Source organism: Photobacterium kishitanii (assembly GCF_000613045.3).
Lineage (GTDB): Bacteria > Pseudomonadota > Gammaproteobacteria > Enterobacterales > Vibrionaceae > Photobacterium > Photobacterium kishitanii.
Window position 1 is genome coordinate 1,374,627 of the sequence record NZ_LN794352.1, and the last position, 15,026, is coordinate 1,389,652.

Below are 15,026 nucleotides of genomic sequence, written 5' to 3' on the forward strand. Positions count from 1 at the left end.
TTTACCTCTCAACCAGAGCCATTTTTTTGTTATAGATATTCATTAGCAATGATGTGATTAAACTTAGGCTTAAATAAACAGCCATTGTCATCGCTATGATTTCAATAGCTTGTCCTGTTTGATTAAGGGTTGTACCGGCAAATACAGATACAAGATCAGGATAACCAATTGCCATTGCGAGGGAGGAGTTTTTGGTTAGGTTTAAATATTGACTCGTAAGAGGAGGAATAATAATCCGCATCGCTTGGGGGAGCACAATTAAACGGAGGGTTTTGTTACGGGTTAATCCTAATGCTTCTGCGGCCTCAGTTTGACCATGACTTACCGCATTAATGCCTGAACGGACAATTTCAGCAATAAACGCGGCAGTATAAATACTTAATGCTAGCAGAAGCGCTGCAAGTTCAGGTAATACGGTAATACCACCACTGAAATTAAAACCTTTAAGGGAGGGATAATCGATACTAATCGGTTTACCACTTATAAAAAAAGCCATTAATGGTAGTAAGACAATAATTGTGAGGCTAACGAGAAGTACTGGAGATTGTTGACCTGTATTTTGTTGTTTTTTCTTAGCGTAATATTGGTAACTCATCGCAATGATAAAGGCAATAATCAGTGCTATCAAAATAAACCCCGAGCCTTGTTCAAAGATAGGGCTAGGTATCGATAATCCGCGTACATTAAGGAAAATACTATCGCCAAATTGAAGACTCTGCCTTGGTGATGGTAGTACCTGTAAAACAGCAAAGTACCAAAAGAAAATTTGCAGTAATAGTGGAATATTTCGAAAAATTTCAATATAAAAAGCAGCAAAACGACTAACTAACCAGTTAGGAGATAAGCGTGCGACTCCAATTATAAATCCTAATATTGTGGCGAGAATAACACCGAGGACGGCAATTAATGCGGTATTGAGTAGACCAACCAAAAATGTTCGACCATAACTAAAGGTCTCATCGTAATCGATAAGAGTCAAACCTATACCAAACCCAGCTTCTTGATTAAGAAAATCAAAACCGGTAGCAATGCCACGGGTTTCAAGATTGGTTAATGCATTATTTATGATGCTATAAAAGAAAAAAACGAGAGCAACGACCGCAATAATTTGAAATATTACCGCGCGAAAAGTGGGATTATAGAACAGATTCTTATTACTAGATCTTGTCTGTGAACTATCCGTATTAGTGGGTAATGCCATACAACACCCTCATATCCATTGAGATGTACAGAGGGAGCCATAACAGCTCCCTTTTATAGTAATTAAACGATGTTATTAACGAATAGGTGGGGCATATTGAATACCACTGTTACTCCATAAAGCATTTAAACCTCGTTCAATTTTAAGTGGTGAACCTAGGCCTACGGTACGGTGGAAGCTTTCACCATAGTTACCGACTTGCTTAATTATTTGGAAGCCCCAATCATCGTTTAATCCTAGTCCTTTACCTTTTGGTCCATCAAGACCAATTAAGCGCCGAATATGAGGATCTTTTGATTCTTTTTTAAGTTGGTCGACATTGGCCGAAGTTACATTGAATTCTTCGGCGTTAATCATTGTAAACAGTGTCCAGCGTACAATATTGAACCATTGATCATCACCTTGGCGAACGACAGGACCAAGAGGCTCTTTAGAAATGATTTCAGGTAGAACAATCGCTGAGGTTGGATCTTTAAGATTTAAGCGCAGCGCATATAAGCCTGATTGGTCTGTGGTGAGTACATCACAACGCCCAGAATCAAAACCTTTGGATGTTTGGGGTGCTGTATCGAACACGACAGGTTTATATTTCATGTTATTAACACGGAAGTAATCGGCTAAGTTAAGCTCGGTTGTGGTACCTGACTGCACACAAACAGCAGCACCATCGAGCTCTTTTGCACTTTTTATACCCATGTCTTTTTTAACCATAAAACCTTGACCATCGTAGTAGTTTACACCAGTAAAATTAAGGCCAAGTGAGGTGTCACGGTGTAGTGTCCAGGTTGTGTTACGCGATAAAATATCAATTTCACCTGATTGTAAGGCGGTAAAACGTTCTTTGGCAGTGAGAGGGATATATTTAACTTTGGATTTATCTCCTAATGTTGCAGCGGCAACTGCTTGACAGAATTCAACATCAAGACCTTCCCATTGACCTTTTGCATTGGGGTTTGAAAACCCAGGTAAGCCAGCACTGACGCCACATTGGACGTAACCCTGTTTTTTTACTTTATCGAGTGTGCTGTCGGCGGCGTTTGCATTAACTGCAAATAGAGTGGCAGATGCAGCAAGTACAGCCAACACCCCTGTTATTTTTTTAGCCATTAGTACCTTCCTTGTCTGGTCAATAGTTAAAGCGATATGTCGCAATAACTTAATTATTAATAAGTTATTAACAATACATTAACAAGTACAAGTATAGGAAAATATATATAAAGGTCTAGTTTTGTAGGAAATAAATTGATTCAGATGATGATTATGAGAGATAAGACCACTAAGTTTGCAATACAAGGGAGTAAAAATGAATATTATCGAGGAGAGAAGAGAGATGGGAAACAAAACCCAGCGTGGTGCTGGGCCTTGTTTTTAAGCTAAAGAGTTATTATGCAGTAGCAAGTTTTTTCTCAAGTGCTTCTGCATCTACTTTCTTAGTGATAACGGATAACACAACCGCAACAGCGATCATTACAGAACACACTGTATAAGCCAATGTGTAAGTACCAGTAGTATCAACAGCAAATGCGGCAACAACAGGACCGATAAAGCCACTTACGCCCCATGCTGTATAAAGTACACCATAGTTAGCGCCATAGTTTTTAAGGCCATAGAAGTCAGCAATAATTGATGGGAAAACCGCTAATAATGTACCGTAGCCAACACCAGCAACTGCAGCACCGATAATCAACGTGAACTCAGATTCAAATGTTGCGAACATCACCATATTGATGCCTTGCATTACAAAGGCGATCATCAGTGTTTTAACACCACCAATCTTGTCTGACAGAATACCAGCTACAACACGGCCGCCTGAGTTAAATATAGCTAGAATCACAACGAGATAAGCAGCATCAGTAATATTTGCTTGTGTTGCAGCGATAGAAGTAATGTTGCCAATAATCATCAAACCTGCAGCTGAAGCAAATGCGTACATTACCCACAGTGAGTAAAACTGTGGTGTCTTTAGCATTCCACGCCAATTAATATCAACAGGTTTAGCTGATGTTGCTTTATAACCAGCAGGCGTTTCAGGTACATAGTTCGCTGGTGGGTTATTAATTGTAAATGCTAATGGAACTGCAATAACCAGTACCGCAAGACCTAAAACAAGGAAGCTAGTATTAATACCATATTCAGCTATAAGCGTTGAAGTTAGTGGTGCTAAGTAAACTGCGGCAAGTCCAAAACCTGCTGCAATTAAGCCGTTCACCAAGCCTTTTTTTGATGGGTGGAACCATTTCATTGCTGACGGGCTTAAACAAGCGTAGCCAAAACCGATACCACTACCTGTCATGACACCAAATGTTAGTACTAGCATCATTGGTGTAGTTGCAAAACTTGAGATGATCATGCCCAAACCAACCATTACGGTACCAAGAATCAGTACGCGACGTGGGCCCATACGATCTTGAAGAATACCAGCGACTAATAGTGATAAAGCAAAAGTAATAATTGCAACAGTATAAGGCAGTGATGCGTCAGCATTCGACCAGCCTAAATCAACAACGAGTGCTTTTTTAAACACACTCCAAGCATAAAGGATACCCATACATAAGTTGATACAGAAACCTGCTACTAGGATCTGCATAGCTCGATCAAATTTTTTCATAGAGAACTCAATTAATTTATTCTTAGCATTGATGCTAAATACAAAGGCAAACAACGATAAGTGAATGATTTAGTATGATGACTAAAGTCAAACTTTAGAAAGAGCGCGGAGTGTAACAATATAAAAAAAATATGGTATTGGTCAGACATTCCTTGTTACAAAACAGCAATTAAGTCAGGAAAAATTTTTATAAACGAGATAGAGATTCACAAGTTTAAAACAAAAAGGGGAAGATATGCTTTAACTATAAATAGTAAAGTATCTTCCCCTTTGTAGCTTGGTATTAAAACTAGCGGTTAGTGACCAAGGAAACTAATGTAGCCCTGAAGAACTAGCAGGTTAGTAATATCAATAAAGAAAGCGCCAACAATTGGTACAACCATAAAAGCTTGTGGTGATGGACCATTTCGAGACACTAATGAACCCATATTCATTACCGCTGTTGGTGTTGCGCCCATACCAAAGCCACAGTGGCCACCGGCAATGATAGCTGCATCATAGTTGCTTCCCATAACCCGGAAAGTAACAAAATAGGTAAACAGCCCTAACACAACCGTCTGAACAGCGAGAATAATCAACATTGGCATTGCCAAGTCCATAAGTTCCCATAGATGCAAGCTCATAAGTGCCATTGCTAAGAATAAGGACAATGATATGGTACCAAGAGCATCAACTGTCTCTTTGTTGATTTTATAGCACTTAGTTCCTTCACAGACGTTAGTAATAAACACACCAATAAACAACGCATAAACAAATTCAGGAATACGTAATGCGCTGATACCAAGACCGTCTACAAAGTCTTTAAAGTGTGATGCACCGGCAACACAAACCAATAGAATAAATAATACTTCAATAGTATTTTTAGACGTTATACGGTCTTCTTCACGATCGCTATAAGTGATCAGATCTGGGTGTTCAATATGATGATTGCCACTTTCACCAAAATCAGATTTTAGATTATGTTTGTTGATTAAACGCTGGGCAATCGGCCCACCGATAATACCACCCATGATCAAGCCAAACGTTGCTGCAGCCATTGATAGTTCTAATGTATTTAGACCATAGTCGGTAGCAAAAGTTTGTGACCAAGCCGCGCCAGTGCCGTGACCGCCTGAAAGAGTGATTGAACCAACAATAAGGCCAAGTAATGGATCTAAGCCTAAAGCTTTACTCATACCTACGCCAACAGCATCTTGAATAATGATGAAGACTGTAGCTATTCCTAAAAATAGAAATACACGTGAACCGCCTTTCATTAGCAGTTTATAGCTAGCAGCAAGACCTACGGTAGCAAAGAACATTTGCATTAACGAGTCTTGCATACTTAGCTTGAAACTAATGTCAAAACCTTGGAAATGGAAAAAGGTAATAATAAAGGCAACGACAAGTCCGCCAACAATAGGCTCAGGAATATTATACTTTCTTAAAATCTTGACTTTACTATTAATAAAGTAGCCAAGAAAAAGCACGATTATTGCGATGAGCAATGATTCGAGCTCATTAACATGAATAGTTGTGGTCATTTAAAATCTTCTTTTTTACTTCTTTGACGCTAATTTTAACCCCAAAAAGACATTCTTACCATATTGCCATTATTATGTTGTTGTGGTAGCCACTTCTTGTTTTTAGAGCTTATCTATTTAGATATTATTGAGTAGTCGTTTTTTTATATGGTTTATTGTTAAATAATTGATTTATTTTGTTGGTTTTTAGTGTTTATTATGTTTTGGTGTTTATTGGCGATATAAACATTTTTTAATGGGCGTTTTTTTGCTTCTTTAGTGAGGTTAATTTTTTATAATCAAAGCGTTATATTTTATTCTAAGCCTTTTTTCAGTATAGGGTACAGCATTCCTTTTATTTAAAGGCTGTAATGCAAAGGTTAAATTGAAAATTTAGTTGTCGAGAATGTAATATAAAAAAAAGTCTTAATTCTCATAATTTGAGAAAGGTCTATTTTTGGTGAGTACCATATTAATTAGGCTTTGAAAAAAAAGTATAAAAATGACAAAAAAAGTTATTAAACATTGTACAAAATAGTAATTAGAGGCTTTTTTTGCGGTTATCAGCCATAAAATGCGAGTAAATATTTTATTGTTGATGAATATTTAGAGAAAAGAGTGGGTTGTAAGTAAGATAAATAATGCCAAATATAACTTGTTGCTTATGAAATAATATCTCATTGGGTGAGAATCATAACCTGGCATAATTTTACAATTATAATTGAGAACAAGATACTGAAAGGTGAGAAGATATTTAAGAGAGCGAGTAAGTAATAGTGAACAAGCTTAATGATAACGATAATAGAATATAGTTATCATTAAGCTAATATAATGTACTAGGTTAAACAGCTCTTTTTTGGGCTAGCATAAGCTTATTCAGTGCTATATTTTTTTAGTTTTAAATCTTTTTTCAGTTGCTGAATGTATGCAATACGAGCTGGATCTGCTGGACGAGTATCATTTTGACGTTGTTGTGCTTGTGCCTCACTTGGGAGTACACATCGTCCGCGAATACGTTGATGATATTGTTTTGTTTCTTGCTCTGCACGTAATGTGGCATGTTCTTGCTCTTTTGCCATTGCTTCACGCGCTTTACTTTGATCTGTTGCATCAACGACAGTATAAGAATTTCGCTTCTGCATTCTATTTGGCTGATGGCCAAATTGTTCCCGTTGCTTAATAAAGTTATCTAAGTGATCACTAAAACTCATTGTGACGTCCTACTAAGTAATCAAAAATAATCCACTTATGATTAACAATAAAATGGCGTATATCATTAATAATAAGCTACAACGTTGAATAAGAGAACCTCTTATATAGTGTTCTCTAACATTTGTTGTGTTTGAGATAAGTATTGGCGATTAAAGTCGCACTGAGTTAGTGGCTTATTGAAATAAAAACCTTGGAACTCTTCAACGCCAATAGCCTCAAGGAAAGCAATTTGCTCTATATTTTCAACACCTTCAGCAACAACTGCTAGCCCAAGATTGTGAGCGAGGTCAATGATAGCTTCTATGATAGTGATACTGTCTTTATTGTGAGGTAATTCTTTAACAAATTCCCGATCTATTTTTAGGATGTTGATAGGGAAGCGACTGAGATAAGCTAATGATGAATAGCCTGTACCAAAATCATCAATAGCAATTTTAACGCCTATTTTTTTGAGTGCGATTAGGTTTTGGTATGCTAATTCAATGTCTGTCATTAGCACGCTTTCGGTGATTTCAAGCTCTAAATAAGCAGGATCACAATCTGTTTTCTTGATTGCGTTATTTAAAATCCCGATGAGATCAGAATCAAGTAACTGTTGTGCAGATATATTGATCGCCATATTTATATTGAGTCCTTGTTGTTGCCATAGTTTTAATTGATGGCAAGCTTTTTCGATAAGGAAAGGACCGACCTCAAGGATTAATCCTGATGACTCAAGTAAAGGAATAATATCAACGGGAGCTTGATAGTGACCATCTTTATCACGCCAGCGTAATAGTGCTTCAACTCCGGTTAGTGAGTGTGAATTTGCTAATACTTTTGGTTGATAGTAAAACTCATAGCGATCAGTATTAATTGATTTTCGTAATTCGGACTCTAGTTCTAATTTATGTGCTGTTTTTGTTCCCATCTCATGGCTAAAATAACAATATTTATTTTTTGTTTTATTTTTAGAAAAACTTAAAGCAATATTGGTATTTTTGATTACCTGTTCTGCTGTTAGTGTCGATACTTTTTGAAGTGAAATTCCGATGCTAGCTGTAATGGAAATTAATTTCCCGTCAAAGTTAATGGGAGCACTAATATTATTTAGTAATCTTTTTGCAAGGCGTGTGATATCTTTTTTCTGTTGCACACACTGAATTATCACCCCAAATTGATCGTTATTTAATCGCGCGAGGATGTTTATATCTCTAAGATTAGAACGAATACGTTTTGACGCTATAATTAATATTTTTTCTATGTTTTCATAATCTAAGTAATTATGTAGTTGTTTAAATAAATCGATTTCAATAATCAAAATTGACATTTTAGACTGGTTTTTTCTTGACACTATTAATGATTTATTTAATTCATTAATAAACATAATTCTATTTGGAAGTGCGGTTAATTGGTCATAGTGTGCGAGACGATGCAAGCGATGCTCATAGTTGATACGGTCGGTAATATCCTTGCTTGTTGATATATAGTTACTAATTCGACCATTTTCATCACGAATAGGGGAGATAGTATTATCAAGGTAATGAATACTATCATCATTATTTCGTTGTGAAATAATACGTTGAATAGTCTTGCCTTGGTTTAATTTAGACTGAATATCATCTATTTTTTCTTTATCATTTATATAACGTTTAAAGATAGTCTTACTATTCAATCCAACAATATTATTAAAACTATCTCCTGTACTTTTTTCATAGGAACTATTTACATATTCAATGAAACCAAATTTGTCCGTAATAATTACTGCTTCTTTACTTTGTTCAACTGCGCGAGATAGCCCTTTAAGTTTTTGTTCACGTTTTATCCATGATGTTACATCAGTTATCTGTAAAATGATGTTATCATTATTGTTTTCATCTATTTTTGTAACGATGATTTCTAAATGCTTACTATTAGGGGTATCGATCTTTAGCTGTGTTTTTTCTTTGTTGTTATAAGGCATACTGTCAATACTATTTAAGAGGGCCACAATATTGCTCTTAATATCTACTGAGGATAAGTACGACATAATATTTTTATTTATTGGGTCTTTTTTAAATTCAAATATTTTCTGTGCTGTTGAGTTAATTGCAATGATTATTCTATTTTTATCTATGACGATAATACCTGAATCTGTATTCTCAATTAGAGAATAATAACGTAAAAGAGCGGCACTTCTACTGCTTTCTATGCGGTTCATTTCATTTTTTTGTCGTTCTATATAGCAAAGGGTTAATATGATACCAATACAAATGATCATAATTACTATACAAAGATAAAAATATGGATTTAAAGGTTTTTGAATGAACCAAAGATGATTATGGTTATCAGTTATATTCACTTTTGAAACTAATACCCATGGTGATAAATTACCGTATTTAAAATCAACTTTTGCTTTTAATGGCTTAGGAATAAAAAAAGGTGAGTATGTGTAGAGAATACTATCTTCAATTATTTGTCGGTGGTTATAACGTTGTATTTGTTGCCATAATGAAAAATACTTATTTTTAAAATCTTTTTCAGAGTTAGTTTGTGAGATGCTTTTTTGCTTGATGTTAATTAATGTTTGGCCTTTATTATTAATTATCCATGACTCTATTGGTAGTGAATCACTAACTGATAATGTTGTGAGGATGTGAGGCAGATTTCGTTGTTCAATTTTCACAACCCATTGATAATTATTGACAGTAATATGTTGATAGTACCCAATATGGTTAATGGGCAAGGGCAACGTAGTTATATAGGTTTTATTGGGTGGAAGAGAAAATGCATGATCAATATTATTCAATTCTGTTTCAGATATAATCGGATTATTGTCTAGTACTGCGGTTTTAGCATCAGCGGTAGTCGTAATTTGCAAACGATAGCTATTTTTATAATCAATCAGATTAATGCTATTGAAATTATGGTTATTAGCTAGCATGTTATCGGCAAATTTAACGAAGTCATTACGCTGTGCGAGTGTGAGCGTTTGCTGCCACGACTGCTGTTGTAAATAAGTATTTAGTTGGTTAAAGCGGCTAACAGTATGATCTATTTGCTGGGAAATATGCCGTTGCTGTTGTAACTGTTGCTGGCGTTGAATGTTTTTTACTTTATTGATTGTTTCATCATTACTTTGATGATTATAAGTAATAGCGCTAATTACAGTTAGTATTAGTAACGGGAGAGTGAAGAGTAAACTTATTACTAGCGTTTTTCTCATAATATCCTTATTTAAGTAATATGGGATTTGTCACATAACTAGCCTAACTATATGCTATTAAACACATAAAGTTAAGATTTGAAGTATAAATATGTGAGGAAGATGTAATAACAATGTTACTTGTGCTGGGGCGCTAAATACAAAAAGGCCTTGAGGGAGGAAACTCAAGGCCTTGATGAAATAACGATTTAATTATAATAATTAATTTGTGGTTGTTACTGTTTCCAGTTCTGATTTTTTAGCTGCAGCTAACTGACTTTCGTAGCGGTTATATTTCCACCATGCATAGCCAAGAAATATTACAATCCCACCAACGTTATAGAAGATAATCGTCATGATATCAGCGCCTGTTGGGAAGGTAGATGCTAAGAAGCCAATACTGAAGATACCAATTAAAATGGATACCATCACAATACCTGTTGTGCGTGAGCCCATCTTGAAGTCACGTGGTAGGTGATCCAGCTTTAGGCGTAAGTTCAAGTAAGCAATCATAATAAACAGTGGCGGTAACATAGAAGCTGCTGCGGTCATGTTAATCACTGTACTCATTAAATCTTGTACCGAATCAGAACCTAACATTGGTACGATAAGTAGCGGAATAACAATAAAGAATTGTGCCCATGCTGCGCGTGCTGGAACACCATTTTTATTTAGCTTGACAGTTTTCTCTCCAAAAATACCGGCAGGAATTTCAGAGAAAAAGATTTTAACTGGAGTCGCTGTCCACATTAGTAGTGAACCAAGCATTGCTGTGAATGAAACCACACCAACAAAACGGTTCATCATAATTTCAGGTAGACCATAATGACGAGCTAATCCTTCAAATACTTGTACAGAACCCCCAGTGAATTTTAATGCCTCACGCTCAACAAAAACGTTAATTAGTACAGAAGAAACACAGTACAAGCCACCGATAAAGATACCTGCAAAAATAATCACTTTTACAAACGCTTTATGACCGCCTTTAATATCGTTAACGTAAACAGATACTGATTCTGCACCACCTGCAGCCATAAATATCCATGCTGTTACACCAAAGAAAGCCCAATTAATTTGAGGGGTTAATGCTTCTACAGTGATTGGATCTGCTGGCTGAATACCACCCATAACAGCAGCGCCCGCCAAGATAATGTATGACAAAGTGAGCACTAACATAAATGATGAAGTAACAGAGGTAATTGGCCCCAGCATTTTAGCGCCATTGGTTGACACATAAGTAGCGAGAGCAAATAACGCAATACTTAACAGGGTCGTTGTGGTCGGCGTAAAGATATATTCATAGCCTAAGAACGCATAGGATGCATAAGCAATAACCCGTGGTAGTAATGAGGTGAAGAAAAAGAGATTAACAAACCAGTAAGTATACGCGGCAAGGAAAGCCCAGCGTCCTCCGAGAGAACTTTTTACCCAAGCATAAACACCCGCTTCAGAATTTTTATTAAGGGAGACGAACTCAGCGATGATTAAACAAAATGGAATAAAATAGAGTAGGGTAGCAATGAAGAACATAGGGGTTGATGATAGACCAATTTCAATATTGTTGTTAATGACATTATTGAAACTGTATACCGCAGCAAAGGTCATCGATAGTAGACCAAATTTCCCTATGGTATTACGTTTGGATTCAGACATGAGAATCTCCGATGGATCACGTTTAGTATTGTAGGATGTCTATGTTTTTAGTGAAAAACCAAATCATAGCTTATTGTTTTTATGTTTATTTTTTTATTGCATTACATAACCGCCAGCTATTACTAGCTGGCGGTTGTGTTAGGTTATTTATTGAGGAAGTAACCGTCTTCAATGGTGACACGTAAAACAACTTTTTGAAGGTTATCACTAGCGCTAAAGCGGTGTGCTTGATGATTTTCAAAGATCACCATTTGTCCAGCTTCTATGCGTTGTGCTTGGCCTGTTCCAGTAAAGTATTCACGGTCAGTTTCATCGCTGTATGCTTCGGTTTGAGTGAGTGTGTTTTTATCTGTACATTCAATCGTTTCACTACCGTTAAGGTAATAATGCACATCAAAGTAACGGCGATGGCCAACAAATTGCTCATCCGCTTTTGATGGCCCATGTTGGAGGCGGTAAGCCAATGAATCCCCGATAGAATGAAACACATTCGGTTGAATATTTCCGATATTTTCTATTGCTTCAACACAACGATTCCATTTACGGCCATCGCGGTACAGGCTCTTGAATTGATCCAGTGATGTTAAAATAATCATTATTTGTCTCCACCGATGCGTGTTGCTGTAAATGTTTGATTAGCTAGGTAACGACTATCGCAGTCAGCTTTGCTAAATGGCACTAAACTCAATTGATAGCTAAAGTCATTAAAGTAAACTCGGTATGAATCTAATACTTCTGAACCCCAAGAGTTAGAACCTAAGCCCATAACTTGATGATCAAGATTGACCGTGATGTAACCACTAGGCTCCAGTTCATTAATGTGCTGTGCTTGATGAATATGTTGGTTGGTGTAGTGCCATGCACTGAAATTAATTTCTTGCTCAGGCTTAACCAATAAGCCAACACCATGACGGTTGGTTAAACTTGCCCAGCGCACATGTTGACGGTTGCCATTGTTTTGTGGGAACGGATAGTTCTCAAACATATTGCTAACGGTAGTGCTGTAAATATCAATAATGTTGCTTTGACGGCTGTCTTGATAGCTTTCTTCAGGACCTCGACCGTAATATTCAACCTGATCAAATTGATTATTAATCCCTAAATCTAAACCGATAGCAGGAATAACATGTGGATAATCACCGTATTTATTGCCGCTTAAGGTCATGTTTACTTGGCCTTGAGGACAAATTTCAAATTGATACTGGCAACGCATGCCAAAATCTAATACTGGCGGTGCAATAATACTGTTGGTGGTAACAATCACTTTACCTGCGATTTGCTCCACGTTGATGCTACGGAAATGCTCTTGCATAATTTGCAGGTGAGCAGGGTGCCATAAGCCTTCATATTCTTGCTTATGATTATCAATCATTGGCTTAAAGAAGCTCATTGCTGGAGAAGACGCAATCAGTTCATTATTTTGGCGCAGCCATGATGTGAGTTTGCCATCGACTTTAGAGAAACGAAGCGTAAAGTCATAGCCGCTAATTTCCCAATCAAGACGATTTTCAATGACAGCCAGTGGCATCGCATTGTTATTTTCAAACAATTCAGCATGAGCGGTATTTGGCTTTGCTTGGTATTGGAAAATACCTAGTTCATGGTTTGCATCGCTGTAAGTTGTGCGTGATTTTTTACGAATTGAAACATTAACAAAAGTTTCACGTTGATCCATGATCGGCAGTGCTAATTCAATATCGCGTGATTCACCCGCAGCAAGATCTGCAACGGTGATTTGATTAAAGGTTAGCGTATCGCCTTCTGCACGTACTGCGATATCAAACACAACATCATTTAAGTCTGAGAACCAATATTTGTTAGTAATGGTAATGATGCCTTTGGTGTGATCCTTAACTGCAATTTTGACAGGACAAATAACTTGCTTATATTCACGTAAGCCAGGACCTGGTGTTTGATCTGGGTAGATCAAGCCATCCATACAGAAGTTGTAGTTATTTGGGTAGTCGCTGTAATCACCACCATATTTATAAACATCACGGCCATTCTCATCTTGTTCATAAATGCCGTGATCACACCATTCCCAAACAAAGTGACCTTGAATATGATCATGTTTGTAGAACACGTTTTGATATTCAGTTAAGCCACCAGGGCCATTACCCATAGCATGAGCATATTCACAAATAATACGTGGTTTAGCGTGTGGGAACTCACCAAACTCATTCATCATTTGGGCACGAGAGTACATAGTACTAATAATATCAACTACTTCAGCGTCACGATCTTCTTCGTAATGCACCAGACGAGTATCATCAATTGCTTTTGTTGCTTTATACATTGAACGAATATTACAGCCGTAGCCTGATTCGTTACCCAGTGACCACATAATGATTGAAGGATGGTTCTTTTGAGCGTGAATATGGCGTTCAATGCGCTCAACAAACACGTGCTCCCATGCTGGATCATCGGTGATCATGCTTAGGTTGCCAACGTTAGCGAAACCGTGAGTTTCAACGTCAGTTTCAGCCATAACAAATAAACCGTATTGGTCACACAGTTCGTAAAAACGAGGATCATTAGGGTAATGCGCAGTACGTACTGAGTTAATATTGTGCTGCTTCATGAGCACAATGTCTTTCTCTACGCGATCCATGCCTACAGCACGGCTGTTAAGATGATCGTTATCATGACGGTTAACGCCATGCAGCATTACGTATTGACCGTTAATTTCAAATAGACCGTTACGCACTTTAATATCACGGAAACCGACACGTTGAGGGATCACCTCAATCACAGTACCATCAGCATCTTTTAGCGTTAAAAATAAATGATATAAATGTGGGTTTTCGGCAGTCCAATGGATAGGTGCTGCCATTTTGATTGCAAAATCAGTATGAGTCAGACTTGCAATTGCTAGGTTGGAAACGTTTCCATTTGCAACCTTAACTTGGCCATCATAAAGGGCATAATCAAGGCTGTAATCAGTGACAATACTACCGCTTAAGTTTTCTAGATCGACTTTACAGCTAAGTGTTGCAGCTTGGTAATTATCGTCAAAATCAGTGCGAACAGTAAAGTCACGTACATGAACAGGTTCTTTTCCGACTAAGTAAACATCGCGGAAAATACCAGCCATCCACCACATATCTTGATCTTCGATATAGGTTGAGTCTGCCCATTGCATAACGCGTACGGAAAGTAAGTTCTTGCCTGCGTTAACAAAAGCCGAAATATCAAATTCAGCCGTTAAGCGACTGCCTTTACTAAAGCCTACATATTGACCATTAACATATACTTCAAAGTAGGTTTCAACACCGTCGAATTTGATAATAGTCTGTTTTTCATTCCAACTGTCGCTCAAGAAGAAAGTGCGTTGGTATGCGCCTGTTGGATTATTTGAAGGAACAAAAGGCACATCAATCGGGAATGGGAAGCCTTCGTCTGTGTATTGTAAGTTACCGTGACCTTCCATTTGCCACATGTTTGGCACTTGAATATTGGTCCAGTCATTCATTTCTTGATGATAGAATTCTTCAGGAACGAGCAGCGGATTAGTAAAGAAATTAAATGTCCACTGGCCACTTAGCAACATGAAATGCTGACTTAAATCACGCTGAAAGCGTTGCGCTTTATTTAATGCGTTGTAAGAGAAAAAATACGCACGAGGTGCCAGTCTATTTTCGCTAAGTAAGTTGATATTTTCCCAGTTATTCACAATGCCTCCAAGAC

General features: G+C 37.2%; 9 protein-coding genes. All 9 read right to left on the bottom strand.

The features are described from left to right. Nucleotide 1 precedes the first annotated feature (1 nt). Nucleotides 2-1,201, bottom strand: a complete 1,200-nt coding sequence (locus PPBDW_RS06585) for an amino acid ABC transporter permease (protein WP_036794208.1) — start codon at nucleotides 1,199-1,201, stop codon at nucleotides 2-4. Nucleotides 1,202-1,276: 75 nt separating this feature from the next. After that, the gene (locus PPBDW_RS06590) at nucleotides 1,277-2,308 is read right to left on the bottom strand and encodes an amino acid ABC transporter substrate-binding protein (protein WP_036794209.1); all 1,032 of its coding nucleotides are present in this window, start codon (nucleotides 2,306-2,308) and stop codon (nucleotides 1,277-1,279) included. A gap of 277 nt (nucleotides 2,309-2,585) precedes the next feature. Further along, the gene (locus PPBDW_RS06595; RefSeq protein WP_036794210.1) at nucleotides 2,586-3,809 is read right to left on the bottom strand and encodes an L-lactate MFS transporter; all 1,224 of its coding nucleotides are present in this window, start codon (nucleotides 3,807-3,809) and stop codon (nucleotides 2,586-2,588) included. 296 nt (nucleotides 3,810-4,105) lie between these two features. Beyond that, nucleotides 4,106-5,332: a sodium/glutamate symporter gene (gene gltS / locus PPBDW_RS06600; protein WP_036794211.1), complete on the bottom strand. Its 1,227-nt coding sequence runs from the start codon at nucleotides 5,330-5,332 to the stop codon at nucleotides 4,106-4,108. A gap of 851 nt (nucleotides 5,333-6,183) precedes the next feature. Then, nucleotides 6,184-6,522 (bottom strand): hypothetical protein, encoded by a 339-nt coding sequence (locus PPBDW_RS06605; RefSeq protein ID WP_036794213.1) that lies wholly within the window; start codon nucleotides 6,520-6,522, stop codon nucleotides 6,184-6,186. Nucleotides 6,523-6,623: 101 nt separating this feature from the next. After that, nucleotides 6,624-9,425: an EAL domain-containing protein gene (locus PPBDW_RS06610; protein WP_181319298.1), complete on the bottom strand. Its 2,802-nt coding sequence runs from the start codon at nucleotides 9,423-9,425 to the stop codon at nucleotides 6,624-6,626. A 483-nt stretch (nucleotides 9,426-9,908) separates the two neighbouring features. After that, a complete protein-coding gene (locus PPBDW_RS06615; RefSeq protein WP_036794216.1) occupies nucleotides 9,909-11,339 on the bottom strand; it encodes an amino acid permease in 1,431 nt (476 codons plus the stop codon). A 143-nt stretch (nucleotides 11,340-11,482) separates the two neighbouring features. Then, nucleotides 11,483-11,935 carry a beta-galactosidase subunit beta gene (locus tag PPBDW_RS06620; RefSeq protein WP_036794218.1) on the bottom strand — a complete coding sequence of 151 codons (453 nt, stop codon included), beginning with the start codon at nucleotides 11,933-11,935 and terminating at the stop codon, nucleotides 11,483-11,485. Next, nucleotides 11,935-15,012 carry a beta-galactosidase subunit alpha gene (gene ebgA / locus PPBDW_RS06625; protein WP_036794219.1) on the bottom strand — a complete coding sequence of 1,026 codons (3,078 nt, stop codon included), beginning with the start codon at nucleotides 15,010-15,012 and terminating at the stop codon, nucleotides 11,935-11,937. Before ebgA ends, PPBDW_RS06620 begins: the two co-directional genes overlap by 1 nt. Nucleotides 15,013-15,026: the final 14 nt, after the last annotated feature.